The following is a 25030-nucleotide window of genomic DNA, read 5'->3' as shown; positions in this document are numbered from 1 at the left end:
TGGCGTCAGCCAACGAATAGGATAGAATATGGCTAGAACGGACACCTTCGGAACGAAGGGAAGCGTAAAGGGTTCTTGTGTGTGGCTTACCGTTCGGCGAACACACACAAGTCGCTTGAAGCCCCCATCTCTAAGCGAAGCGTAGGTGGTGGGTAGTTCACACAAGGTGAAAAATGTGATGAGACATCAAAGTTTTTCTCTTTGCGAAAAACCATGGATCACAGCCGCTAGGACAACTTGACAAACGGCCGAGATTGTCCGTAATATAAAATTACATCTTTCTCATACGGAACAACCGATGATGGAGAAAAGTAGTTAAGGCCCACATGGCCAGAGAGGAAACGCCTAAGGCTGCGAGCGTTTCTCCATGATGGCTTAACGAAAGACACTCCGTAGGTTTCCTTTTGAACGCGCTTTGCGCCAGTAAAAAGGAACGCGCGTCATGCGTTAATGGCGACAAGCGGAAGCCGGATCGGCTTCAATTAGGGTGGCACCGCGGGAATCACGCTCTCGTCCCTATCGATGACAGGGACAAGGGCGTTTTATTTTGGCAAAGGAGGATGAGCATGGCTTTTCAAATTCCAAGAGGGACGCAAGATGTGCTGCCAGGGGACACGGAAAAATGGCAATATGTCGAACATGTCGCCCGCAACCTTTGCAGCCGATATGGGTATCGGGAAATCCGGACGCCGATTTTCGAGCATACGGAGCTTTTTTTGCGCGGTGTGGGGGATACAACGGACATTGTGCAAAAAGAAATGTACACGTTCGAAGACAAAGGGGGGCGCGCGCTGACGCTCCGCCCGGAAGGCACGGCGCCGGTTGTCAGAGCGTTTGTCGAGCATAAGCTGTACGGCAGTCCGCACCAGCCGCTGAAACTGTATTACAGCGGGCCGATGTTTCGCTACGAGCGGCCGGAAGCGGGACGGTTCCGCCAGTTCGTCCAGTTCGGCGTCGAGGCGCTCGGCAGCAGCGATCCGGCGATTGACGCCGAGGTGATGGCGCTAGCGATGCATATTTACGAAGCGCTTGGCTTAAAACGGATCCGGCTTGTCATCAACAGCTTGGGCGACCTTGACAGCCGCCGGGCGCACCGAGAGGCGCTTGTTCGCCATTTTTCAAGCCGCATCCACGAGCTGTGCCCGGACTGCCAGACGAGGCTTCATACGAATCCGCTCCGCATTCTCGACTGCAAAAAAGACCGCGATCATGAGCTGATGGCGACGGCGCCGTCGATTTTGGATTATTTGAACGAAGACTCGCGTGCTTATTTTGAAAAAGTCAAACAATATTTAACTAACCTTGGCATTCCGTTTGTCATTGATTCGCGTCTTGTGCGCGGACTTGATTACTACAATCATACGACGTTCGAAATTATGAGCGAAGCGGAAGGATTTGGCGCGGCGGCGACGCTGTGCGGCGGCGGGCGTTACAACGGGCTTGTCCAAGAAATCGGCGGTCCGGAGACGCCGGGCATCGGCTTTGCCTTGAGCATCGAGCGGCTGTTGGCCGCTCTTGACGCCGAAGGTGTGGAATTGCCGGTGGAGAGCGGGCTTGACTGCTATGTCGTCGCTGTCGGTGAGCGGGCGAAAGACGAGGCGGTCCGCCTCGTTTATGCATTGCGCCGCTTTGGATTGAGGGTCGATCAAGATTATTTGGGCCGAAAATTGAAGGCGCAGCTGAAGGCCGCCGACCGGCTTGGGGCATCGTTTGTCGCCATTATCGGCGATGAAGAACTCGAGAGACAGGAAGCGGCGGTAAAGCATATGGCGAGCGGCGAGCAAACGAATGTACCGCTCGGCGAGTTGGCGCACTTTTTGCATGAACGGATCGGGAAGGAGGAGTGAGCGAATGGAACGGACGTATTATTGCGGAGAAGTGCCGGAAACGGCCGTCGGCGAGCGCGTCGTGCTCAAAGGCTGGGTGCAAAAGCGCCGCGACTTAGGCGGCCTCATTTTCATTGACTTGCGCGACCGAACGGGCATCGTCCAAGTTGTCGCCAGCCCGGACGTGTCGGCTGAAGCGCTGGCGGCAGCGGAGCGCGTGCGGAGCGAATACGTTTTAAGCGTCGAAGGAACGGTCGTCGCCCGCGCTCCGGAGACGGTCAATCCGAACATCGCGACCGGCCGCATTGAAATTCAGGCGGAACGAATCGAGATCATCAACGAGGCAAAAACGCCGCCGTTTTCGATTTCCGATGACACGGATGCGGCGGAAGACGTGCGCTTAAAATATCGGTATTTGGATTTGCGCCGCCCAGTCATGTTTCAAACACTGGCGCTTCGCCACAAAATCACAAAGACGGTGCGCGACTTTTTGGATAGCGAACGCTTTTTGGAAATTGAAACGCCGATGTTGACGAAAAGCACGCCGGAAGGGGCGCGTGACTATTTGGTGCCAAGCCGCGTCCATCCGGGCGAATTTTACGCCTTGCCGCAGTCACCGCAAATTTTTAAGCAGCTGCTCATGGTCGGCGGCGTGGAACGGTACTACCAAATCGCCCGTTGCTTCCGTGACGAGGATTTGCGCGCCGACCGCCAGCCGGAATTTACGCAAATCGACATCGAAATGTCGTTTATCGAACAAGAGGATATTATCGATTTAACCGAACGGATGATGGCTGCCGTCGTGAAAGCGGCAAAAGGGATCGACATCCCGCGCCCGTTTCCGCGCATCACGTATGACGAGGCGATGAGCCGCTACGGCTCGGACAAGCCGGATATACGCTTTGGCCTCGAGCTCGTCGACGTATCGGAAATCGTTCGTGATTCAGCGTTTCAAGTGTTCGCCCGCGCCGTCAAAGAAGGAGGCCAAGTGAAGGCGATCAACGCGAAAGGCGCTGCCCCTCGCTATTCGCGTAAAGATATTGACGCCTTAGGAGAATTTGCCGGCCGCTACGGGGCGAAAGGGCTCGCCTGGCTGAAAGCGGAAGGCGAAGAGCTGAAAGGACCGATCGCCAAGTTTTTCACCGATGAGGAACAGGCGGCGCTGCGTCGAGCGCTTGCTGTCGAAGACGGAGATTTGCTTTTGTTTGTCGCCGACGAAAAAGCGATCGTCGCCGCGGCGCTCGGCGCGTTGCGGCTGAAGCTTGGCAAGGAGCTCGGCTTGATCGACGAAGCGAAGCTCGCGTTTTTGTGGGTGACGGATTGGCCGCTTTTGGAGTATGACGAAGAAGAAGGGCGCTATTACGCCGCTCACCATCCGTTTACGATGCCGGTGCGCGACGACATTCCGCTGCTTGAGACAAACCCGGGCGCCGTCCGCGCGCAGGCGTACGACCTCGTCTTAAATGGCTATGAGCTTGGCGGCGGCTCGCTCCGCATTTTCGAGCGGGACGTGCAAGAAAAAATGTTCCGCGCCTTAGGGTTCAGTGAAGAAGAAGCGCGCCGTCAGTTCGGATTCTTGCTTGAGGCGTTTGAATACGGCACTCCGCCGCACGGCGGCATTGCGCTTGGCCTTGACCGGCTGGTGATGTTGCTCGCTGGGCGCACGAACTTGCGCGATACGATCGCGTTTCCGAAAACGGCGAGCGCGAGCTGCTTGCTTACCGAAGCGCCGGGGCCGGTCAGCGACAAGCAGCTCGAGGAGCTGCACTTGGCGGTTGTGCTTCTGGGAAACGAGTGACAGCGGCATCTGAAAAAGAAACGTTGGCAATAGGTGTTCACAAAGGCTGAAAAATGTGTTACAATCAAACTAACAACCGTCCTAATGTGTTCGTCGGATCACTGATCGTTTTGACCGAACAGTTTATGATCCGGGAGCTCGGGGTTTCCAAGCGGCGTGCACGCCTCTTCGTCACAGGGGAAGCGCAAACCTTGGAACAGGGCACCCACCTATGGGAGAGCGGGTTCAAAACGAAGGCATCGACGGCACGATTGGGACTGGCAACAGTAAGGAATCAACAACATTTCCCCTATGCGGATGGCCGCGTAGGGGTTTTGTTTTGCCAGCAAAATGCCGTTGCCTCTTTTGCTGTCTTGATGGTAGGATAAAAAGCGGCATAAACACCAATTTTGGAGCAAACGGAGAGGAGAACGATGCTGCACCAATTTTCCCGCAATGAACTCGCGATTGGCCCTGAAGGGTTGGAACGCTTAAAAAACGCCACCGTCGCCGTCCTTGGCGTCGGCGGCGTGGGGTCGTTCGCCGTCGAGGCGCTCGCCCGTTCCGGCATTGGCCGATTGGTGCTTGTTGATCGCGATAACGTCGATATCACCAACATCAACCGGCAAATCCATGCGTTGCTCTCGACCATCGGGCGTCCGAAAGTGGAGCTCATGAAAGAGCGCATCGCCGACATCAACCCGGCGTGCGAGGTGATCGCTTTGCAAATGTTTTATACGGAAGAGACGTATGAGCAATTTTTCGCCTATGATCTGGATTTTGTCATCGATGCGTCCGACACGATTGTGTACAAAGTGCATTTGATGAAACAATGCCTCAAGCGCGGCATTCCGATCATCTCCAGCATGGGTGCGGCGAACAAAATGGATCCGACCCGGTTCCGCATTGCCGATATTTCGAAAACACACACCGATCCGATCGCGAAAGTCATCCGCGCCAAGCTGCGCAAAGAAGGGATCCGCCGCGGCATTCCGGTCGTCTTTTCCGACGAGAAGCCGGTGAAAATCCGCGAAGATGTCCGCCAGGTCGTCGGCAATGACGCTTCGCCGATCCGCAAGGCGAAAATGCCGCCGTCTTCGAATGCTTTCGTTCCATCAGTTGCCGGGCTTATTATGGCTTCCTACGTGATTCATCGTCTATTAGAGGGAATTCCCATCAGGCGCGTTGGCGACGATTGAACGACTCCACCTTCATTTCGAACAAAATGGGAAGGTGGAGATTCCTGTGAACATCGGTGCATTCACCGGTTTGTTAGCGGGCGCTGTTCGTGGTTCCAGCGGTGAAAACGTGTCCCGATGCTTTGTTGGGGCACCTTCTTTTTTTATGAATGGGCGAGCGATTCGTTCGATCCGTTCGCCTCGGCGGCAAACAGCTGGGCAAGAGAGAAGCGGTCGCCTTCTTCGGAAGCGAGCTGGCGGGCGCGGGCCATGATTTTCACGAGCGCCTCATAATCTTCTTGCACGGTGGTCTGCCTCGTTTCAAGGCGTTCGAGTTTTTGAGCAAGCTGTTCGTTCCGTGCCTGCCATTCCGCCCGCTCGCGTTTCAGGCGCTCGTTGTCTTGGCGGATCGCTTCCATCTCCTCGATGCCGCGCCGCAATGTTTGCAAAAATGAAATGCACTGCTCCAGTGTCAATGGGGCCGCCGGGAGAAAAGGCGATGACCCTTCGGCGCCATCCCGTTCTCCAGAAGGACTCCAAGTAGCAACCGTACTGTCTTTTTGCCACTTTTTCATCATTTCGAGCGCCCGTTTCCGTTCTTTCCGCTGCTTTTTTGCCTGTTCGATCGCCTCAAGGTACCGTTTGCGCACCTCGGCGTTCCAACGGAATCCGCATGCTGCCGCTGTGCGGTGCAGTTGTCTCCCAACGACTTCAAAAGCGGCAAGTTGCGTTTTTCCTTCGCGTATATATTGCAGCACCGTTTCAGCCAACAGTACATCTTCTTCATGTGACCAAGCATCCTGTCTTGTTTTCATGTTGTCCACCCCATCAAATGGTAATGTTGATATGGTCATAGTTTTTCCGTTTGATTTCCACTTTAAACTTCGCCCTTTTCATTTTTCCCATTTTCATGTATCATAGAAATAGTTTTGTATGACCGGTCAGTTCAAAATAATTAGACTGATTGGTCAAAATCGTGGGATGAGAGGTGGCATGATGACGTTTTTGACTAGGTTCAGTTTGAAAAATGCGGCAGCTGTGTTTGTATGTTCGTTTTTGCTCATGTTTCTAGGACTGTATTCCTTCTCCTCCTTGAAGGTCGATTTGCTGCCGAACATTGAATTTCCCCAGTTGTCGATTGAAGCGGTCTATCCTGGGGCTTCTCCGCAAGACGTGAATGAGGAGGTCACGGCCAAGCTCGAGGAAAAACTGAAGTCCCTTGACGGGCTTAAGCAAATGCAGAGTTCTTCCTATGAAGGAATGGCTGTTATCAATCTTGAATTCCCGTTTCGGACAGATATGGAGAAAATGGAGCGGCAGGTCGAATCGCTCATTGATAAGGCAGGATTGCCCGATCATGTCCAAACGGAAGTCAATCGGTTTTCATTCGGTTCCATCCCGGTTTTCAACATTTCCTTGTTTGCCAAAAACGAAACCGATCTGCAAACGTTGCTGGAAACCGAAGTGATTCCAGAATTGAATAAAATCGACGGGGTGAATTCCGTTTCGATCGGTGGAGACAGCGAGCGCCTCATCCGGATCACAGTCGATCGGAAAAAGGCCGCTCAGGCGGGATTGACCTTGTCAGAGATTAAAAACCAAATCAATGAAAAGGTGTTGGCGTTCCCGGCTGGAACGTTGCAAACCGATACATGGCAAATTCCGGTTCGCGTCGAGGAAAAATTGAACACCATCCATGAGTTGAAAAATCTGAAACTCGTGCCGACAGCTGTTCCTATGGCGGCGAATGGATTGCAGCGCGTCTCTCCCGTGAAGCTTGGGGATATTGCGACGATTGAGGAAGTCAACGAGCAAAGCGAATTCACCCGCTATAATTTGAAGCCATCGCTGTCGATGGCCGTGACGAAAAAACAAGATGCCAATACGATTGAAGTGGCAGACCAAGTGATCAACGTGCTGAATTCCTACAAACATCAGTTTGATTATTCCATCGGGTTTGATTCGTCAGCTGGCATCAAACAATCCGTTGAATCGCTTGTCCGTGAAGGGCTGCTCGGGGCGCTGTTCGCTTCGTTGGCCGTCTTGCTCTTTTTGCGCAACGTTCGGGCGACTGTGATTGCCATCGTCTCGATTCCGCTCTCGCTGCTTGTATCGGCCATTTTTCTCAATCGTATGGATATTACCCTCAATGTCATGACGCTTGGCGGCATGGCCGTCGCCGTCGGCCGAGTCGTGGATGACAGCATTGTCGTGATCGAAAATATTTTCCGCCGCGTCCGCCGGGAGAAAACAGGCATGAGCGATGATTTAGTCGAGCAATCAACGAAAGAAATTGTCAAAGCGATTGTGTCCTCGACCATCACAACGGTTGTCGTCTTTTTGCCTCTCGGGCTTGTTGGGGGCATTACAGGGGAATTTTTCCTGCCTTTTGCCTTGACGATTACGTTTGCCCTGTTGGCCTCTTTGTTGGTGGCCGTGACGGTTGTGCCGATTTTAGCGAAATTTTCGTTCCGCCGTGTGCCGCCAGAGGAAAAAGAAGGAGCGCTTCAGCGTCTGTATGGCCGAATCATTGAATGGGCGCTCAACCATAAAGCGATTGTCTTTGTGTTGTCGGTTGTGCTATTGGTTGGTTCATTGGCGCTCGTGCCGAAACTTGGATTTACGTTTTTGCCGAACGAAGAGCAGAAAACGCTGGTGGCGAGCATTGAACTGCCGGCTTCCACATCGGTGGTCAAAACGAATGATGTGTCGTTGGAGATGGAAAAGATGTTTTTAAAACGAAGCGATGTCGAGAGCGTCACCGCCGCAGTGGGAAGCCGCGATTTCCGCACAGGATTGAAACGGCCCAATCAAGCCAGCTATTATATTCTATTAAAGGACAGCGCTGACACCGCGAAAACCGTGGCCGTTCTCGAAAAAGAAATGCGCCGCATCGCCAATCAGCTCGCGCCCGGGGCCAAAGTGGGCGTGCAAGAGATGTCGAGCGGAGGGCCGCCAACGAATAATAACGTGAATATTGACTTATACTCCAATGACTTGGAGGCGCTCCAAACAGCAGCCAAACAGGTCGAGACGTATTTAAAACAACGCGATGATGTCAAAGATGTGACGAATAACTTGACGGAAAAGCAAAAACAAGTGATTGTCGCCATTGATCCGGAAAAGGCGGCCGCTTATGGCGTTTCGGGCATGCAATTGCTCGGGGCGGTGGCCGATGCAACCAAACCGGTCGATGTAGGGACGCTGAAACTCGGCGGCAAGGATGAGCAAGTCGAACTTTCGTATGATGAAACGTTGGGATCGATCGATGAGTTGAAAGAGCTTCCGATCGTGACGAGAAACGGAGTGATTCCACTTTCAGCTGTCGCCGAAGTGAAAGAGGCGGACGTGTATACGTCCATTCAAAAGCTGGACGGAAAAGTGTTTGCCCGCGTATCCGCCCAGATTGTCGGCGACAACATTCAGAAAGTCACGAATGATATTTCGAAACATGTAAATGATTTGAAGATCCCATCCGATGTCACAGTGAAAACGGGCGGCGGAAGCGATGAGACGGTGCAGACGTTCCGCGAGCTCGGTGTGGCCATGGCGGCGGCCATCGGGCTTGTGTATTTGACGATGCTGATTACATTTGGCAAAGTGCGGGTGCCGCTGATCATTTTATCTTCCCTTTTGTTTGTTCCCATCGGTTCGCTGTTTGCTTTGTATGTGGCCGATGAGCCGCTTTCCATCAGCGTCATGATCGGCTTGTTGATGCTCATTGGCATCGTGACGACCAATGCGATCGTGCTGGTGGATCGAATCGGGCAAAACCGCGAACAAAAACGGATGACGGTGCGAAGCGCCATCATTGAAGCCGGCAAAATACGGCTGCGGCCGATTTTAATGACAGCCTTTGCGACTGTGACAGCGCTCATTCCGCTTGCGCTGACGAATGAGGCCGGCACGTTGATTTCGAAAGGGCTGGCCATCACTGTCATCGGCGGCCTGACGTCGTCGACGTTATTGACGCTTGTGTTCATTCCTGCGATGTATGAGGCGTTTTTCTTCCGGACGGCAAAACGCGAACCGATGGCAAAATGACAGGGCTGGATGGCCGGATAACGGGCCGTCCGGCATTTTTTTTCATGGCAAGATCGACTATAATGGACATGAAGAAGGAGTAAGGAAGGAGAAAACATTGGGACGGAAAGAGGACATCATTGAAACGGCGATGAAATTATTCGCCGAAAAAGGCTATCACGCTGCCTCCATGCAGGAAATCGCCGAACGGAGCGGAGTAGCCAAAGGTTCGATTTACAATTATTTCAAATCAAAAGAAGAGTTGGCTGTATCGATTTTCCGCTACCATTATGAAGTCTTGTTTCACCAGCTTAAACAAATCGAGGCTGATCCCTCCTTAACCGCGCGCGAGCGGTTTTGCCGTCAGTTGACTGTACAAATCCAGCTGTTTGACGAACATAAAGAGCTGGTGCAAATGCAGTTGGGCGAACAAGCCGTGAAGGTGAGCCATGAGGTGCAGCATCTGGTGTTTCGCATCCGCGCCCATACGCTCCACTGGTATCGCCGGGCGATTGAAGACATATACGGCGAACAAGTGCGTCCAGTTTCGTTTGATTGCGCGACGATGCTCAACGGAATGCTGAAAGAATATCTGATTTACTTGGCGGTAGACCGAAAGCCGCTACTTCCTGAGAAGCTTGCCCCCTTCTTGCTCGATCGGCTTGATGCCATCGTTGCCAGCCTGCTTGACGGCAAGACGGGGTTGCTCGATGAAACGATGATGGCGGATTACATGGCTGCGGCGACCCAAGAGCGGAGTCAATGGAAAGAACGGGCCATCAGCTGTTTAGAGCGCATGGCGGCGATGCGTCCGGTTGAAGACGATATTCTTCGCTCGCTGCGCTTATTGAAGGAAGAACTCGAGAAAGGGGAGACAGCTAGGCGGTTTATGGTGGAGGCGCTTTTGCTCTATTTGGCGAAATACTCGCTTCCGCTGTACAATGAGTTGAAGGAGGCCATTGAACGCTATTTTGATTAAAACCACCGCTCTTCCCACGGGGAGACGCCCCATTCGCCGAAAATGAATAGGCGGCATCGGAGGATGTCTGTGAACATAGCGTCATCAATCTCAAGGAGGGGGTCGGCATGCCCAAAACGACGGAGCCGCTTGCTTGGCGGATGCGGCCGCGGACGATCGATGAGATCGTTGGGCAACAGCACATCATTGGCCCTAGTACGCCGCTTTATAAAATGGTCAAAAAAGGTCATGTTCCCTCGCTTTTGCTTTACGGAGAGCCGGGGACAGGGAAGACGTCACTCGCTTACGCCATTGCCCGCACCGCCGGGCGCGAATGGGTCGCCATCAATGCGACGACCGCCGGCAAAAAGGAAATCGAAGAGGCAGTCGAAGCGGCGCGTTGGTCGGGCAATGTCCTCTTATTTATCGACGAAATCCATCGGCTGAATAAAGCGCAGCAAGACGTTTTGTTGCCGCATCTCGAATCCGGGCTCGTGACCTTGATTGGCGCCACAACGGAAAACCCGTTTCACGAGGTCAATCCCGCCATTCGCAGCCGCTGCGGGCAAATCCAACAACTGAAACCGCTCACGCCGGATGACCTCTTGATCATTCTGAAACGGGCGCTCGCTGATCCGGAACGAGGGGTCGGCGAGCCGCCGGTTGTCATTGACGAGTCGTTGTTATGGCGCATCGCCGAGGCAGCCGGTGGGGATGCGCGCGTCGCGCTTTCGCTTCTGGAGGCGGCGGTTGCGGCTGCCGATGAGCGCCACGGCCGCTTGTATATTGATGAGGATATCGTGGCTTCATGCACCGCAAACCGCGGTTTTACCCATGACAAATATGGCGATCATTATTATTCGTTGTTGTCCGCGTTTCAAAAAAGCGTGCGCGGCAGCGATGCCGATGCCGCGCTTCATTATTTGGCCCGTCTGCTTGAAGGCGGAGACTTGGCGGCCGTTTGCCGGAGATTGCTTGTGATGGCTTATGAGGACATCGGACTTGCCAATCCGATGATGGGAGTGAAAGTACAGGCAGCGGTCGAAGCGGCGGAACGCCTCGGGCTGCCGGAAGCGCGCATTCCGCTCGCGGTTGTGACGATTGAACTCTGTTTAAGCCCGAAATCCAACAGTGCTTACAAGGCGCTGGACGCTGCCATTGCCGATGTCCGTTCCGGCAAGCTTGGCGATATTCCGGATCATTTAAAAGACGCTCATTACAAAGGGGCGGCTGCACTCGGGCGTGGACAAGGCTACTTGTATCCGCACGATTATCCGAACAGCTGGGTGGCGCAAACGTATTTGCCCTCCGCTCTGGAAGGCGTCCGCTATTATGAACCGAAAGAGCATGGCGAGGAAAAACATTACGCCAAAGTGTACCGGCGGCTTGAGCAGTTGAAACAAGAGGTCAAGGTTCAGCCGTGAAGGGAAAGGGATTTTTATGATATAATAACACAGGCGTTTCATGCTCGCTTTGACCGAGCTGACCGGATGGAACGTGGCGTACATTCGCATCGGGATCGAAGCGTTCGTGCTGTTGGCCGGCTGGTTGCTCGGCGGCCCGGTGTCGTTTGGCACGTTCCTTTTTTGTGTGACGATCGGTTCGATTGCCGGCTTGGCGCTGCCGCAATGCCAAAAGGTCGCAAGCCGCCTGCTTGGACCGGCCGCCGGCACTCGGACGCAAGGGTTAAGCCGTTAGGAGGGATATGAATGAAGATTTCGACGAAAGGCCGATATGGCTTGACGATTATGATTGAATTGGCCAAAAAATATGGCGATCGTCCGATCTCGCTTCGTTCGATCGCCAAGGCGAACAATTTATCCGAACATTATTTAGAGCAGCTCGTCACGCCGCTGCGCAACGCCGGGCTCGTCAAAAGCATTCGCGGAGCGTATGGCGGCTATGTGCTTGCTGAACATCCGGCGAAAATCACCGCCGGCGACATTTTGCGCGTGTTGGAGGGGCCGCTGGCCCCGGTCGAGGAGCTCGAGGAGGAAGAGCCGGCGAAGCGCGAGCTATGGATTCGCATCCGCGATGCGGTCGAGGAAGTGCTCGACAGCACAACGCTCGAAGATTTGGCGAAGTATAGCGACGGGGATGAAGGGGCATATATGTTTTATATTTAAGCATACAGAAAGGAAAGGAGAATGGCCGTTGGAACGGATTTATTTGGACCATGCGGCAACTTCCCCGGTCCATCCAGACGTGGCTGCCGGTATGGTCCAGTGGATGACGGAACAGTTCGGCAACCCGTCAAGCATCCATCATTTTGGACGGCAGAGCCGCCGCGCGGTCGATGAAGCGAGGGCTGTCATCGCCCGCTCGATTGGGGCGAAAGAGACGGAGATTGTGTTTACAAGCGGCGGCACGGAAGCAGATAACTTTGCGGTCATCGGAACGGCCATAGCGAACCGCGGCCGCGGCAATCATATCATTACAACCGCCATCGAGCATCATGCGGTGCTGCGCGCTTGTGAATATTTAGAGACGCAAGGGTTTGAGGTCACGTATTTGCCCGTTGACGAACAAGGGACGGTATCGGTCGAGGATGTCAAGGCCGCGCTGCGCGATGAGACCGTTTTGGTGTCGGTCATGTTTGCCAACAACGAAGTCGGCACGATCCAGCCGATTCGCGAAATCGGGGCGCTGCTTCGCGATCATCCGGCTTATTTCCATACGGACGCCGTCCAGGCGTACGGGCTTCTTCCGATCGATGTGAATGAATACGGGATCGATTTGCTGTCGATTTCCGCTCATAAAATCAACGGCCCGAAAGGAAGCGGCGCGCTTTATGTCCGGGAAACGGTCCGCATCACTCCGCTCCTTTTCGGCGGCGAACAGGAGCGGAAGCGGCGCGCCGGCACGGAAAACGTCCCCGGCATCATCGGCTTGGCGCAGGCGGCGGAAATCGCTGAGCGAACAAGGGAAGAGAAACGTCGGCAATATGCGGCGTGGCGCGAGGCGATGCTTGCGATTTTCCGCTCCTCAGGGATCGACTATGCGGTCAACGGCCGCCCGGATGGCCTGCCGCATATTTTGAATGTCGCCTTCCCGGGAACGAATGTCGAATCGCTGCTCGTGAACTTGGATTTAGCCGGCATTGCCGCCTCGAGCGGGTCAGCATGCACCGCCGGGTCAATCGACCCGTCGCACGTGCTTGTCGCGATGTGCGGAAAAGAGTCGGAGCGCATCCGTTCGTCTGTGCGCTTCAGCTTCGGGCTCGGCAATACGATGGAACAAATCGAGCGGGCGGCCGAGGAAACCGTGAAGATCATAAAGCGGCTCACAAACCGCTAAAGGGGGGGAAACAGCATGAACAAAGCGCCGCACGAAACGCGCGTCGTCGTCGGCATGTCCGGCGGGGTCGACTCGTCGGTCGCTGCGCTGCTATTGAAAGAACAAGGATATGATGTGATCGGCATTTTTATGAAAAACTGGGATGACACCGATGAAAACGGCGTTTGCACGGCGACTGAGGACTACGAAGATGTCGTGCGCGTCTGCAACCAAATCGGCATCCCGTATTATGCGGTCAATTTTGAAAAACAGTATTGGGACAAAGTGTTTACGTACTTTTTGAATGAATACAAAGCCGGGCGCACGCCGAACCCGGACGTGATGTGCAATAAGGAAATTAAGTTCAAGGCGTTTTTAGAGCACGCCATGTCGATCGGCGCCGATTACATCGCAACCGGCCATTACGCCCGCGTCGAGTTTCGCGATGGCGAATATAAAATGCTGCGCGGAGCCGACCCGAACAAAGATCAAACGTACTTTTTAAACCAGCTCGGCCAAGCTCAGCTGTCGAAAGTGATGTTTCCGATCGGCCATTTGCAGAAAGCGGACGTGCGCCGGATTGCGAAAGAGGCTGGGCTCGCCACCGCTGGAAAAAAAGACAGCACGGGCATTTGTTTTATCGGTGAACGCGATTTCAAAGAATTTTTGAGCCATTATTTGCCGGCCCAGCCGGGAGTGATGAAAACGCTCGATGGCGAAGTGAAAGGGCGGCATGACGGCGTCATGTATTACACGATCGGCCAGCGCCACGGCCTTGGCATCGGCGGCAGCGGCGAACCGTGGTTTGTCGTCGGCAAAGATGTGCGCGAAAATGTGCTGTATGTCGCCCAAGGGTTTGAAAACGAATATTTGTATTCCACCTCGCTAAAGGCGGTCGATGTCAACTGGGTGTCTGACCGCAAGCCGGAAGCGCCGTTCCGTTGCACGGCGAAATTTCGCTATCGTCAGCCTGATGTCGGCGTGACGGTCCACCCGCTTGCGGACGGCGGGGCGGAAGTCGTGTTTGATGCGCCGGCGCGGGCGGTGACGCCGGGGCAGGCGGTTGTTTTTTACAACGGCGAGGAATGCCTCGGCGGCGGCACGATCGATGAAGTGTTCCGCAACGGCGAAAAGCTTTGGTATGTTGGTTGACGGATGTGCCGGTGCGCACGATCTTCAATCAGGCTATTAGGCTGGGGGCCGTTGCTTGAAAATCACGTTGAATCAGGGGGGATGGGCGGTGGCCAATTTCAACGAACAAGGCTTGGCGTATATGCGCGAGGGGAAGTATGAGGAAGCCATCCGCTGTTTTTCCGCTGCGGTCGAACAGCATCCGGACGATCCGGCCGGGTACATTAACATCGGCACGGTTCTCGTTGCTGCCGGTGAAGAAGAGAAGGCGCTTGACTGTTTCCGGCAGGCGTTGAAAATTGACAAGAAGGCGGCGGCCGCGTATTACGGCATGGGTACAGTGCATTATAAGCGTGAGCAGTTCGCGAAAGCGAAAGATATGTTTGAGCGCGCGCTAGGGCTTGGTCTTGACGATGCCGATACGCATTTTATGCTCGGCATGTCCTTATGGCGGCTCGAGATGCCGCGGCTGGCGCTGCCGTATTTGCAGCGCGCGGCTGAGCTGAACGAGACGGATGCCGAAGCGCTGTTTCAGCTTGGCCTTTGCCTCGCCACGCTCGATTATGTCGATGAGGCGAAGCGTTATTTCGAAAAAACGTTGGAACTCGATCCGCGCCACGCTGATGCGTACTACAATTTAGGCGTCATTTATGCGTACAAAGATGAGCTCGATGCCGCCCGCAATATGTTTGCCGCTGCCTTGGAAGCCAAGCCCGATCACGTGCTTGCCGGATACGGAAAGAAACTGATGGAAAAGCGGCTTGCGCCGTAAAAAGGCAGGGGGATGGCTGTTGCAAGAGCAACAAATCCTCGCCCTTGACGGACGCACGTTCATTAAAGGAGTGTGCTTGGCGGTCATTTTTCATAATGAGGAAACATTGTACACGGTCGTCCGCGTGCGCGTTGAGGAAACGAACGAAGCGCCCGTTGAGGAGGAAGTCGTCGTCACCGGCTATTTTCCGCGTTTAAACGAAGGGGACGTCTACATCTTTTACGGACAATTCCGCCAACATCCGCGTTTTGGCCGCCAATATGCGGCTAGTCAGTTCCGCAAACAGCTTCCGAACACGAAAGAAGGAGTCATTCATTATTTATCGAGCGGTTTGTTTAAAGGAATCGGCAAAAAAACGGCTGCGGCGATTGTCGAGACGCTCGGCGAAAACGCGATCGCCGCGATTTTGCGCGACCCCAGGGCGCTAGAGCGTGTGCCGAAGCTGACGAAAAAAAAGGCGAAGCAACTGTACGATGCGCTTCGCGCCCACGAAGGGCTTGAGCAAACGATGATCGCCCTCGCCCAGCTCGGTTTTGGCCCGCAGCTGGCCATGAAAATTTACCAAGCGTATGGCGAAGAAGCGGTTGACATCATCCACGAGAACCCGTACCAGCTCGTTGAGGATATCGAAGGGATCGGCTTTGGCCGCGCTGATGAAATCGGGCGCCAGCTCGGCATTTCCGGCAGCCATCCGGCCCGGCTGCGCGCCGCCTCGTTGTTTGTTCTTGAACAGGCGTGCTTGCAGGAAGGGCACGTTTATTTGCGCGAGGAAGAGCTGATGGAGCGCATCGGGGAGCTGCTTGACGGAAGGCTGAGCGGTGCGGTGGATGGACGAGCGATCAGCCAAACGCTTCTGATGTTAAGCGAAGAAGGGAAGCTGATCGCCGAGCAAGGGCGTTATTATCTCCCTTCCCTTTACTTCGCCGAGAAAGGGATCGTCTCCAACATTAAGCGGCTGCTCGGGCAGACGCCGCCGTCGGCGTTTGCCGAGTCGGAGTTTTTGCTGGCGCTTGGGGCGCTTGAGGAACGGCTTGGCATGCAATATGCCCCCCAGCAAAGGGAAGCGATCCAACAAGCGCTTTCTTCGCCGCTGTTTATTTTGACCGGCGGTCCGGGAACGGGGAAAACGACGGTCATCAAAGGCATCGTCGAGCTGTTTGCCGCCCTAAACGGCCTGTCTCTTGACCCGGCTGACTACAAACAAGGCGAGCCGTTTCCGGTGCTGCTGGCCGCACCGACCGGCCGAGCGGCGAAGCGGATGAGCGAGGCGACCGGGCTGCCGGCGGCGACGATCCACCGCTTGCTCGGCTGGAATGGGGCGGAAGGGTTCAGCCGCGACGAGAACGAACCGATTTCCGGCAAGCTGCTTGTCATCGATGAGATGTCGATGGTCGACACGTGGCTCGCCAACCAGCTGTTAAAAGCCGTGCCAAACGGCATGCAAGTCATTTTCGTCGGCGATGAGGATCAATTGCCATCCGTCGGGCCAGGGCAAGTGCTGAAAGACTTGCTCTCTTCAGGCGTCATTCCGTTCGCTCGGTTGACCGAGGTGTATCGCCAGGCGGAAGGATCATCGATCATCGAGCTTGCCCATAAGATGAAGCGCGGCGTCGTGCCGGACGATTTGACCGCTCCGAAGGCAGACCGTTCCTTCATCCGCTGCCGTGCGGGCCAGGTCGTCGATGTCGTGCGGCAAATAGCGGACAACGCGCGCAAAAAAGGGTTTTCCGTCAAAGATATTCAAGTGCTCGCCCCGATGTACCGTGGTCCAGCGGGCATTGACCAATTGAACAAAGCGCTTCAAGAGCTGTTCAACCCGCCGGCTGAGGGGAAGCGGGAGCTGTCGGTCGGTGAGGTCGTCTACCGCGTCGGCGATAAGGTGCTGCAGCTCGTCAATCAACCGGAAGACAATGTGTTTAACGGCGACATCGGCGAAATCGTTGCCATTTTTTACGCCAAAGAAAATACGGAAAAGCAAGACTTGCTCGTCGTCTCGTTTGATGGCATTGAAGTGACGTACACACGGCAAGATTTAGGACAAATCACCCATGCGTACTGCTGTTCGGTTCATAAGGCGCAAGGAAGCGAGTTTCCAATCGTCATTTTGCCCGTCGTCAAAAACTATTACCGGATGTTGAAACGGAATTTGTTGTATACTGCGGTGACAAGAAGCAAGCAGTTTCTCGTTTTATGCGGGGAAGAGGAAGCGTTTCGATTCGGCGTCGCAAAACAAAGCGACGGAGCGCGCCAGACGGCGCTCGCTGAGAAGCTGGCGGGGGCGACGGCTCCGTTTGTCGAGGTCGAACTGCCGTTTGAAGAGGCGAACATGGGGATGGAAAACGTTACGCCGTATGACTTTATGGGCGATGAGCCAAGCTAAAGGTGGCTGGAAAGGTGGGAGAACGATGCGGACGTTTTCCGACATCAAGGGCCTTCCCATTTATGAACAAACGACGGGAAAAATGGTCGGAACGATCGCTGACATTTGGTTTACCAGCCACGGCGCGGTCAAAGGGCTTGTCGCGGAACAGGGCGGTTTGTTCGGCCGCCGCCGCTATTTGCCGCTTTCAGCCGTGCAGTCGTTCGAAAACGACCGAGTCATCATCTGTGATGCAGATAGCTTCCAGCCGTTTCCTTCTCCTGACAGCGGCCACTCTCTTTACGGCGAACGCGGCCTCGCCGGCAGCATGGTTGTCGCCGCGGACGGAACAACGATCGGACTGTTGGATGACGTATATTTTGACGGGCAATTGGGCAAAATTGACGGATACGAGATCAGCGAGGGATTTTTTTCCGATTTGACCGAAGGAAAGAAACGAATGGAGCTCGCTCCGTTCACCGCCAGAGAAGGCGTGGTCACCGTGGAAACAACGATGTAAGGAGAGTGGCTGTCCATGCTCATTTGCCCGAATTGCAAACGAAAAAATTTAGGGAAAATCGGCGTCAACCAGTACTACTGCTGGGATTGCTTTATTGAGCTGTCCGTCTCGAAAGGGATGATCCACGCCCATCAAGTGGAAGAAGACGGAACGTTGAGTTCCCTTGACGACTTGTTTGACGACCACGAACGCACGATCCAATTTTAGGGGGGACACGCATGAACCGGATGATGACGTCGCTGTTAGCAGTCGGATTAGGCGTCGCCGCTTATCAGCTCGCCCAACGAAACGATTGGATGAACGGTCGCACGATGCGGAGGATGCGCCGCCGCTTGATGCAAGCGATCCGCTGACGGCGCTCGCCCTCGCCTTTGCGCGGGGGCGTCGCCTTGTGGCTGTCAAATAGTGCTAAAAGCGGTGAAGGCATATTTCCCGCCGCATCTCCTACACTAAACGGTAGGAGGTGTGGCGATGGGCGAGCAACAATGGCTGTCGTTCTTTCGCATCGGAAAATGGCTGCTGATTACGGCAATCATCTATTTGATCGTTCGAATGAAAGACGTTTGGCGGCCGGTCATTGATTTTATCGCAACGGTGTTGACGCCGTTTTTGCTGGCGTCGTTTATTACGTATTTGCTCTACCCGCTTGTGGAATCCATCCATCGCAAAGGAATGCCGCGCGCCCTTGCCATTTTGTTGATTTATTTGTTGTTTTTCGGTTTGGTCGGCTACGGCTTGTACCGCGGCGTGCCGCTATTCATCGCCCAGTTGCGTGAACTGGATGAACAGCTGCCGTCTTTGATGAATACATACCGCCAATGGGTGCGCCACATCCACGACGAGACGTCGAATTGGCCGCTTGAGGTGCACACACGCATCGAGGGGATGTTTGCCGAGATCGAGCAAGCAGCGGCGGCCGCCGTCGCGATGGCGATTCATGCCGCCAAATCGTTCATCGGTTCGGCGGCGACGCTGTTGATCATTCCGTTTATCGTCTTCTATATGTTAAAAGATATCGATGTGTTGAAAAAAGCGGTTTGGTACATGACACCGAAGCGGTGGCGTGGGCCGGGGATGGCGTTTTTGAAGGATGTCGATGAATCGCTCGGCGGCTACATTCGCGGCCAGCTGTTCGTCTGTGCGGCGATCGGTCTGGCGGCGGCGCTCGGCTTGTGGCTTGCCGGCATGGATTATCCGCTGTTGCTCGGCTTTGTCATTGGCGTGACGAACATCATCCCGTATTTTGGCCCGCTGATCGGCGCCGTTCCAGCGGTCATTTTGGCTGCCACCGTCTCGCTGAAAATGGTCGTGATCGTGCTTGTCATCATTTTTACCTTGCAGTTTTTAGAAGGGAACGTTTTGTCGCCGCTGATCGTCGGCAAAAGCGTGCATATGCATCCGCTTGCCATTATGCTCGCCCTCTTTGCCGGCGGTGAACTCGCCGGCGTGCTCGGCCTCATTCTTGCCGTTCCGACGGCGGCGGTGCTGAAAGTGGCCATCGCCCATTGGAAAGAGCATTATGCTTCGCATTGACAAATGCTCTCTGCTTGTCTATAATCTTTCAATGAAAAAAGCGAATACATAACGCGATGACGGATCGAGTATGTTGCAGTCCATCTTAACGCGCGAGTTCGCGCACAGAGAGGAATTTCCGCGGCTGAAAGAAATTCCAGATGAAGGGCAACAGAAGGCTAATCCGGAGCGCAGGCAAAACCTGACGCAAGGCTGCGTTACGGCCAAAGAGGTGATGGGCGTTTTTTGCCCATAAACAGGGTGGTACCGCGAGCATAACTCTCGTCCCTGCAGGGGATGGGAGTTTTTTTATATAAAAGGCGAAAGGGGAGGATCATCATGAAAAAGCTGACATCCGCCCAAGTGCGGCGCATGTTTTTAGAGTTTTTCCAAGAAAAAGGCCATGCGGTTGAGCCGAGCGCATCGCTCATTCCGGTCGACGACCCGTCGCTGTTGTGGATCAACAGCGGCGTCGCGACGTTGAAAAAATACTTTGACGGGCGCATCGTTCCGGAAAACCCGCGCATTTGCAACGCGCAAAAATCGATCCGCACCAACGACATCGAAAACGTCGGGAAAACGGCGCGCCACCATACGTTTTTTGAAATGCTCGGCAACTTTTCGATCGGCGATTACTTCAAGCGCGAAGCGATCCATTGGGCATGGGAGTTTTTGACGAGCGACAAATGGATCGGTTTTGATCCGGAACGGTTGTCCGTTACCGTCCATCCGGAAGACGAGGAAGCGTACAACATTTGGCGCAACGAAATCGGCTTGCCAAAAGAGCGAATCATTCGCCTTGAAGGAAACTTCTGGGACATCGGCGAAGGCCCGAGCGGTCCGAACACGGAAATCTTTTACGACCGCGGCGAAGCGTTCGGCAACGACCCGAACGATCCGGAGCTGTACCCAGGCGGGGAAAATGACCGCTATTTAGAAGTATGGAACCTTGTCTTTTCGCAGTTTAACCATAACCCGGACGGCACGTACACGCCGCTGCCGAAGAAAAACATCGACACCGGCATGGGCTTGGAGCGGATGTGCTCGATTTTGCAAGACGTGCCGACGAACTTTGAAACCGACTTGTTCCTGCCGATCATCCGCGCGACCGAGCAGATCGCCGGCGAGCGGTATGGCGAAGATCCGGACAAAGACGTCGCTTTTAAGGTGATCGCCGACCATATTCGCGCCGTGACGTTCGCGATCGGCGACGGGGCGCTGCCGTCAAATGAGGGCCGCGGTTATGTGCTGCGCCGCCTGCTCCGCCGCGCGGTGCGCTATGCGAAACATATCGGCATTGAACGTCCGTTTATGTACGAACTCGTCCCGGTCGTCGGCGAGATTATGCACGACTACTATCCGGAGGTGAAAGAAAAAGCCGATTTCATCGCCCGCGTCATCCGGACGGAAGAAGAACGGTTCCATGAAACGCTCCATGAAGGGCTCGCCATATTGGCGGAGGTGATCGAAAAGGCGAAAGAGCAAGGAAGCCGTGTCATTCCGGGCGAGGAAGCGTTCCGCCTGTATGATACGTACGGCTTTCCGATCGAGCTGACGGAAGAGTACGCCGCTGAAGCGGGCATGACGGTCGACCATGCCGGATTTGAGCGCGAGATGGAGCGGCAACGCGAACGGGCGCGCGCGGCCCGGCAAGATGTCGATTCGATGCAAGTCCAAGGCGGAGTGCTCGGTGACATTAAAGATGAAAGCCGGTTTGTCGGCTACGATGAGCTTGTTGCCGCATCGACGGTCATCGCCATCGTCAAAGACGGGCGGCTTGTCGAGGAAGTGAAAGCCGGCGAAGAGGCGCAAATCATCGTCGATGTGACGCCATTTTACGCCGAAAGCGGCGGACAAATCGCTGACCAAGGCGTGTTTGAAAGCGAAACAGGAACAGCAGTCGTCAAAGATGTGCAAAAAGCGCCGAACGGCCAACATCTTCATGCGATCATCGTCGAACGCGGAACGGTGAAAAAAGGATCCCGCTATACGGCGCGCGTCGATGAAGCAAAGCGGATGCGCATCGTAAAAAACCATACGGCGACCCATTTGCTCCATCAAGCGCTAAAAGACGTGCTCGGCCGCCATGTCAACCAAGCGGGGTCGCTTGTCGCCCCGGACCGGCTTCGTTTTGACTTCACCCATTTTGGGCAAGTGAAGCCAGAGGAGCTCGAGCGCATCGAAGCCATCGTCAACGAACAAATTTGGAAAAGCCTCCCGGTTGACATTTTTTATAAACCGCTCGAGGAAGCGAAAGCGATGGGCGCGATGGCGCTGTTTGGCGAAAAATACGGCGACATCGTCCGCGTCGTCAAAGTCGGCGACTACAGCCTCGAGCTGTGCGGCGGCTGCCATGTGCCCAACACATCAGCCATCGGGTTGTTTAAAATCGTCTCCGAGTCCGGCATCGGCGCCGGCACGCGCCGGATTGAAGCGGTGACCGGGGAAGCGGCATACCGCTTTATGAGCGAACAGCTTGCTATTTTGCAAGAGGCGGCGCAAAAACTGAAAACAAGCCCGAAAGAATTGAATGCGCGTCTTGACGGACTGTTTGCCGTGCTGAAAGAGCTCGAGCGCGAAAATGAATCGCTTGCTGCCCGCCTCGCCCATATGGAAGCTGAGCACCTCACCCGTCAAGTGAAAGATGTAAACGGCGTGCCGGTGTTGGCGGCAAAAGTGCAGGCCAATGACATGAACCAACTGCGGGCCATGGCTGATGATTTGAAACAAAAGCTCGGCACGGCGGTCATCGTGTTGGCGTCCGCCCAGGGCGGAAAAGTGCAACTGATTGCCGCAGTAACGGACGATTTGGTGAAAAAAGGATTCCACGCCGGCAAACTGGTGAAAGAAGTGGCGTCACGCTGCGGCGGAGGAGGCGGCGGACGGCCGGATTTGGCGCAGGCAGGCGGCAAAGATGCGCAGAAAGTCGCCGAGGCGCTCAACTATGTCGAAACGTGGGTGAAATCCATTTCCTAAATGGGCGCGGATCGTGTACAATGGATGTAAGAGAAGGGGATGGCCCGAACAAAGAGCGAGGTGGAAACGGTGAGCTCGTTTGATCAAACGATGCAGTTTCATTTTTCCGAAGAGCCGGCGGAAACGAATGTCCGCGAAGTGTTGTTGACGGTGTATGACGCCTTGCAAGAAAAAGGCTACAACCCGATCAACCAAATTGTCGGCTACCTGCTGTCCGGCGACCCGGCTTACATTCCGCGCCATAAAGATGCGCGCGCGCTCATCCGCAAAATCGAACGCGACGAATTAATCGAGGAATTGGTGAAATTCTATTTACAGGGGCAACGAAAGGATTAACCTGATGCGGACGCTAGGATTAGATTTGGGAACGAAAACGCTCGGCGTTGCCGTTAGCGACGAACTCGGCCTTACAGCGCAAGGATTGGAAACGATCGCCATTGATACGGAGCGCGGCGACTACGGCTTAAAGCGGCTGCGCGCCATCATCGATGAGTACGGCGTCGATACGATTGTCGTCGGGTGGCCGAAAAACATGAACGGCACGCTCGGGCCGCGCGCTGAGGCAAGCGAGCGGTTCGCCGCCAAATTGCGCGAGGAGTTTTCTTTGCCCGTTGTGCTTTGGGATGAACGGCTGTCGACGATGGCCGCCGAACGGATGTTGATCGCTGCCGACGTCAGCCGGAAAAAGCGGCGGAAAGTGATCGACAAAATGGCGGCGGCCGTCATTTTGCAGTCATATTTGGACAGTAAACGATAAATTGGAGGAGAAAACATGGAACACGGAGACCGTCATATTACGGTTGTCGACGAACATGGCAACGAGCAGCTGTGCGAAATTTTGTTTACGTTTGAATCAGATGATTTCGGCAAATCGTATGTGTTTTACTATCCGGTCGGCGTCGAAGCCGAAGACGAGGACGGCGAGACGGAAGTGCACGTTTCCGCCTTCATCCCTGGGGATGAGAACAAAGAAGGCGAACTGCTCCCAATCGAGACGGAAGAAGAGTGGGACATGATCGAAGAAGTATGGAATACGTTTTGTGCTGAACAGGAAGAGGAAGACGGCGAATAACGGACAGCAGAGGGGGCCAAAAGGATCGGGGCCCCTTTTCTTATTGTCGTATTATGTGCTGAGAAACGATAAGTTGTGTTCCATGCAATGGTTCAGACATCTTCTTGTTTGTCCGACAAATGTTGCGAAGGGCTTCGATTGACCGGCGCGTTTCCTCCCCTGGCTTTGCATTTTTTGACCGTCAAGGGCGAAAAATGCGGAACTTTGTAGTATAATATGGCCGGGTGAAAGGAGGACAAAGATGAAACAGAACGATTTTAGGGCGCCAGAGGCGCGGCTTGTGCGGAAAATCGTCTTGATTGTCTGTGCTGTTCTGCTGGCGGCGTTTGTCATTGCCGGCGCCAGCAGTTTCTTATACATCCGTTCAGCGCTTAAGCCCGTCGACCCGAATGACCGCACCCCGGTCCATGTCTCGATTCCGATCGGTTCATCGGCGGCGGCGATTGCCGAGCAGCTCGAACAAAAGCGGCTCATTAAAAGCGCGGCCGTGTTTCGCTTATATGTCCGCTGGAAAAATGAATCCGGCTTCCAGGCTGGGGAGTATGAGTTGACGCGGGCGATGCCAATGGCGCGCATCATTGAGCTGTTAAAAACGGGGAAATCGCTAAAAATCGGATTGAAGCTGACCGTTCCGGAAGGGTCGCAATTGGTGCAAATCGCTGACCTCATTGCCGCGAAAACAGGGTACAAACAAGAACAGATTATGAAATTGCTTAACGATCGCGCGTATATCGAACGGCTGATGAAAATGCACCCGGATTTGTTGACTGATGATATTTTTCGGAAAGGCATCCGCTATCCGCTGGAAGGCTACTTGTTCCCGGCGACGTATGTGTTTGCTGACGAAAAGCCGCCGCTCTCAGAGATCATTGAGGCGATGGTGGCGAAAACGGCAGCTGTGCTTGACACATATAAGGCAGCGATGAAAGAAAAGAACATGTCGCCGCATCAGCTGTTGACGATGTCGTCGCTCATTGAGGAAGAGGCGACGGAAAAAGCTGACCGCCAAAAAATCGCCAGCGTGTTTTACAATCGGCTGCACCGCGGCATGCCGCTTCAAACCGACCCGACCGTTTTGTACGCCCTTGGCGAACATAAAGAGCGTGTGTTGTATAAAGATTTGCAGGTCAATTCGCCGTACAACACGTACATTCATAAAGGGCTGCCGCCGGGGCCGATCGCCAACGCCGGCGTAATGTCGATCGAAGCGGCGCTTGAACCGGCGGCGACCGACTATTTATACTTTTTGGCGACACCGGGCGGCGAGGTCATTTTTACGAAAACGTTGGCCGAGCATAACCGGGAAAAGGCGAAGCATATTGGAAAACAATAGGTCAAAACGGAAGGTAATGGCCGGTGGGGTGAAACGGCTTCGCTTTTCCGCTGTTTTATGGTAGTATAGTTGAACAGACCAACGATAAGAGTCCTTTGCGGCTCTTATTTTTCATGACGACAAAGCGCAAATGCCGGGTTGTATATAGATGCAATTGGAAGCTTTACCATTTGTAGTTTTTCCCGAGTATTTGATCGACTGTCGGGCGACCGAACAACGCCGCTTAAAGACCCATATATGGGTCTGTGAAGCAGGCCGGTTGTTCGGTCTTCCGTCACGCCAAGGCGTGACGGAGGCAAGCCACAGGCTTGCCTCCG

The 25030-nt window shown here is 54.4% G+C and carries 22 protein-coding genes, 1 other RNA gene and 2 other annotated features; of the genes, 22 read left to right on the top strand and 1 reads right to left on the bottom strand.

The window, feature by feature from the left end:
* Positions 1 to 289 precede the first annotated feature (289 nt).
* Positions 290 to 521: a binding site (T-box leader), on the top strand.
* A 45-nt stretch (positions 522 to 566) separates the two neighbouring features.
* The 4 genes from hisS (at position 567) to GHH_RS13020 (ending at position 4802) form a co-directional block, all read left to right on the top strand.
* Positions 567 to 1847: a histidine--tRNA ligase gene (gene hisS / locus GHH_RS13035; protein WP_015375479.1), complete on the top strand. Its 1281-nt coding sequence runs from the start codon at positions 567 to 569 to the stop codon at positions 1845 to 1847.
* Positions 1848 to 1851: 4 nt separating this feature from the next.
* On the top strand, positions 1852 to 3624 hold the full coding sequence (aspS, locus tag GHH_RS13030; RefSeq protein WP_015375478.1) for an aspartate--tRNA ligase: 1773 nt from the start codon (positions 1852 to 1854) through the stop codon (positions 3622 to 3624).
* Between the two features lie 75 nt (positions 3625 to 3699).
* A non-coding RNA gene (gene ssrS, locus GHH_RS18445) (6S RNA) lies at positions 3700 to 3886 on the top strand.
* Positions 3887 to 4037: 151 nt separating this feature from the next.
* Positions 4038 to 4802, top strand: coding sequence for a ThiF family adenylyltransferase (locus GHH_RS13020; protein WP_014196406.1), 765 nt, complete (start codon positions 4038 to 4040; stop codon positions 4800 to 4802).
* A gap of 143 nt (positions 4803 to 4945) precedes the next feature.
* Here the strand turns inward: GHH_RS13020 and GHH_RS13015 are convergent, their stop codons facing one another.
* Positions 4946 to 5596, bottom strand: coding sequence for an RsfA family transcriptional regulator (locus GHH_RS13015; protein WP_041470553.1), 651 nt, complete (start codon positions 5594 to 5596; stop codon positions 4946 to 4948).
* A 181-nt stretch (positions 5597 to 5777) separates the two neighbouring features.
* On the opposite strand from GHH_RS13015, the gene GHH_RS13010 reads away from it, so the two are divergent.
* The 18 genes from GHH_RS13010 to mltG all read left to right on the top strand — a co-directional run bounded on the left by GHH_RS13010 (position 5778) and on the right by mltG (position 24713).
* The gene (locus GHH_RS13010; protein ID WP_015375476.1) at positions 5778 to 8825 is read left to right on the top strand and encodes an efflux RND transporter permease subunit; all 3048 of its coding nucleotides are present in this window, start codon (positions 5778 to 5780) and stop codon (positions 8823 to 8825) included.
* 97 nt (positions 8826 to 8922) lie between these two features.
* A complete protein-coding gene (locus GHH_RS13005) occupies positions 8923 to 9783 on the top strand; it encodes a TetR/AcrR family transcriptional regulator (protein WP_015375475.1) in 861 nt (286 codons plus the stop codon).
* 107 nt (positions 9784 to 9890) lie between these two features.
* On the top strand, positions 9891 to 11186 hold the full coding sequence (locus GHH_RS13000; protein WP_015375474.1) for a replication-associated recombination protein A: 1296 nt from the start codon (positions 9891 to 9893) through the stop codon (positions 11184 to 11186).
* Positions 11187 to 11226: 40 nt separating this feature from the next.
* Complete coding sequence (locus GHH_RS12995; protein ID WP_015375473.1) at positions 11227 to 11460, top strand: hypothetical protein; 234 nt, start codon at positions 11227 to 11229, stop codon at positions 11458 to 11460.
* Between the two features lie 11 nt (positions 11461 to 11471).
* Positions 11472 to 11888, top strand: coding sequence for a cysteine metabolism transcriptional regulator CymR (gene cymR, locus GHH_RS12990; protein WP_015375472.1), 417 nt, complete (start codon positions 11472 to 11474; stop codon positions 11886 to 11888).
* 28 nt (positions 11889 to 11916) lie between these two features.
* Positions 11917 to 13059, top strand: a complete 1143-nt coding sequence (locus tag GHH_RS12985; protein WP_013524205.1) for a cysteine desulfurase family protein — start codon at positions 11917 to 11919, stop codon at positions 13057 to 13059.
* A gap of 15 nt (positions 13060 to 13074) precedes the next feature.
* Complete coding sequence (gene mnmA, locus GHH_RS12980) at positions 13075 to 14190, top strand: tRNA 2-thiouridine(34) synthase MnmA (protein ID WP_011232040.1); 1116 nt, start codon at positions 13075 to 13077, stop codon at positions 14188 to 14190.
* A gap of 88 nt (positions 14191 to 14278) precedes the next feature.
* Positions 14279 to 14941, top strand: coding sequence for a tetratricopeptide repeat protein (locus GHH_RS12975; RefSeq protein ID WP_011232039.1), 663 nt, complete (start codon positions 14279 to 14281; stop codon positions 14939 to 14941).
* Positions 14942 to 14960: 19 nt separating this feature from the next.
* Positions 14961 to 17321 (top strand): ATP-dependent RecD-like DNA helicase, encoded by a 2361-nt coding sequence (locus GHH_RS12970; RefSeq protein ID WP_015375471.1) that lies wholly within the window; start codon positions 14961 to 14963, stop codon positions 17319 to 17321.
* 25 nt (positions 17322 to 17346) lie between these two features.
* On the top strand, positions 17347 to 17820 hold the full coding sequence (locus GHH_RS12965; RefSeq protein ID WP_011232037.1) for a PRC-barrel domain-containing protein: 474 nt from the start codon (positions 17347 to 17349) through the stop codon (positions 17818 to 17820).
* A gap of 15 nt (positions 17821 to 17835) precedes the next feature.
* Positions 17836 to 18027, top strand: coding sequence for a hypothetical protein (locus GHH_RS12960; RefSeq protein WP_008881018.1), 192 nt, complete (start codon positions 17836 to 17838; stop codon positions 18025 to 18027).
* Between the two features lie 11 nt (positions 18028 to 18038).
* Positions 18039 to 18173 (top strand): YrzQ family protein, encoded by a 135-nt coding sequence (locus GHH_RS18440; RefSeq protein WP_013144658.1) that lies wholly within the window; start codon positions 18039 to 18041, stop codon positions 18171 to 18173.
* A 118-nt stretch (positions 18174 to 18291) separates the two neighbouring features.
* Positions 18292 to 19353, top strand: coding sequence for an AI-2E family transporter (locus GHH_RS12955; RefSeq protein WP_015375470.1), 1062 nt, complete (start codon positions 18292 to 18294; stop codon positions 19351 to 19353).
* 47 nt (positions 19354 to 19400) lie between these two features.
* Positions 19401 to 19625, top strand: a binding site (T-box leader).
* 46 nt (positions 19626 to 19671) lie between these two features.
* Positions 19672 to 22308: an alanine--tRNA ligase gene (gene alaS, locus GHH_RS12950; RefSeq protein ID WP_015375468.1), complete on the top strand. Its 2637-nt coding sequence runs from the start codon at positions 19672 to 19674 to the stop codon at positions 22306 to 22308.
* 69 nt (positions 22309 to 22377) lie between these two features.
* Positions 22378 to 22644 carry an IreB family regulatory phosphoprotein gene (locus GHH_RS12945; protein ID WP_015375467.1) on the top strand — a complete coding sequence of 89 codons (267 nt, stop codon included), beginning with the start codon at positions 22378 to 22380 and terminating at the stop codon, positions 22642 to 22644.
* Positions 22645 to 22648: 4 nt separating this feature from the next.
* Entirely contained in the window at positions 22649 to 23065 is a 417-nt protein-coding gene (ruvX, locus tag GHH_RS12940) for a Holliday junction resolvase RuvX (protein ID WP_011232032.1), read from the top strand.
* A gap of 15 nt (positions 23066 to 23080) precedes the next feature.
* On the top strand, positions 23081 to 23380 hold the full coding sequence (locus GHH_RS12935; RefSeq protein ID WP_015375466.1) for a DUF1292 domain-containing protein: 300 nt from the start codon (positions 23081 to 23083) through the stop codon (positions 23378 to 23380).
* 241 nt (positions 23381 to 23621) lie between these two features.
* Positions 23622 to 24713 carry an endolytic transglycosylase MltG gene (mltG, locus tag GHH_RS12930; RefSeq protein ID WP_011232030.1) on the top strand — a complete coding sequence of 364 codons (1092 nt, stop codon included), beginning with the start codon at positions 23622 to 23624 and terminating at the stop codon, positions 24711 to 24713.
* Positions 24714 to 25030: the final 317 nt, after the last annotated feature.

The sequence above is a fragment of the Geobacillus sp. GHH01 genome, assembly GCF_000336445.1.
GTDB lineage: Bacteria > Bacillota > Bacilli > Bacillales > Anoxybacillaceae > Geobacillus > Geobacillus zalihae.
This window is presented reverse-complemented; position numbering and strand designations above follow the sequence as displayed.

What these genes read in the sequence shown, in the direction of transcription:
- GHH_RS12965 (WP_011232037.1), top strand. Translation starts at nt 17,347, where the DNA reads ATGCGGACGTTTTCCGACATCAAGGGCCTTCCCATTTATGAACAAACG.
- GHH_RS13010 (WP_015375476.1), top strand. Translation starts at nt 5,778, where the DNA reads ATGACGTTTTTGACTAGGTTCAGTTTGAAAAATGCGGCAGCTGTGTTT.
- ruvX (WP_011232032.1), top strand. Translation starts at nt 22,649, where the DNA reads ATGCGGACGCTAGGATTAGATTTGGGAACGAAAACGCTCGGCGTTGCC.
- hisS (WP_015375479.1), top strand. Translation starts at nt 567, where the DNA reads ATGGCTTTTCAAATTCCAAGAGGGACGCAAGATGTGCTGCCAGGGGAC.
- GHH_RS13000 (WP_015375474.1), top strand. Translation starts at nt 9,891, where the DNA reads ATGCCCAAAACGACGGAGCCGCTTGCTTGGCGGATGCGGCCGCGGACG.
- GHH_RS13020 (WP_014196406.1), top strand. Translation starts at nt 4,038, where the DNA reads ATGCTGCACCAATTTTCCCGCAATGAACTCGCGATTGGCCCTGAAGGG.
- GHH_RS18440 (WP_013144658.1), top strand. Translation starts at nt 18,039, where the DNA reads ATGAACCGGATGATGACGTCGCTGTTAGCAGTCGGATTAGGCGTCGCC.
- alaS (WP_015375468.1), top strand. Translation starts at nt 19,672, where the DNA reads ATGAAAAAGCTGACATCCGCCCAAGTGCGGCGCATGTTTTTAGAGTTT.
- cymR (WP_015375472.1), top strand. Translation starts at nt 11,472, where the DNA reads ATGAAGATTTCGACGAAAGGCCGATATGGCTTGACGATTATGATTGAA.
- GHH_RS12955 (WP_015375470.1), top strand. Translation starts at nt 18,292, where the DNA reads ATGGGCGAGCAACAATGGCTGTCGTTCTTTCGCATCGGAAAATGGCTG.
- mltG (WP_011232030.1), top strand. Translation starts at nt 23,622, where the DNA reads ATGAAACAGAACGATTTTAGGGCGCCAGAGGCGCGGCTTGTGCGGAAA.
- GHH_RS12995 (WP_015375473.1), top strand. Translation starts at nt 11,227, where the DNA reads ATGCTCGCTTTGACCGAGCTGACCGGATGGAACGTGGCGTACATTCGC.
- GHH_RS12935 (WP_015375466.1), top strand. Translation starts at nt 23,081, where the DNA reads ATGGAACACGGAGACCGTCATATTACGGTTGTCGACGAACATGGCAAC.
- aspS (WP_015375478.1), top strand. Translation starts at nt 1,852, where the DNA reads ATGGAACGGACGTATTATTGCGGAGAAGTGCCGGAAACGGCCGTCGGC.
- GHH_RS12960 (WP_008881018.1), top strand. Translation starts at nt 17,836, where the DNA reads ATGCTCATTTGCCCGAATTGCAAACGAAAAAATTTAGGGAAAATCGGC.
- GHH_RS13015 (WP_041470553.1), bottom strand. Translation starts at nt 5,596, where the DNA reads ATGAAAACAAGACAGGATGCTTGGTCACATGAAGAAGATGTACTGTTG.
- mnmA (WP_011232040.1), top strand. Translation starts at nt 13,075, where the DNA reads ATGAACAAAGCGCCGCACGAAACGCGCGTCGTCGTCGGCATGTCCGGC.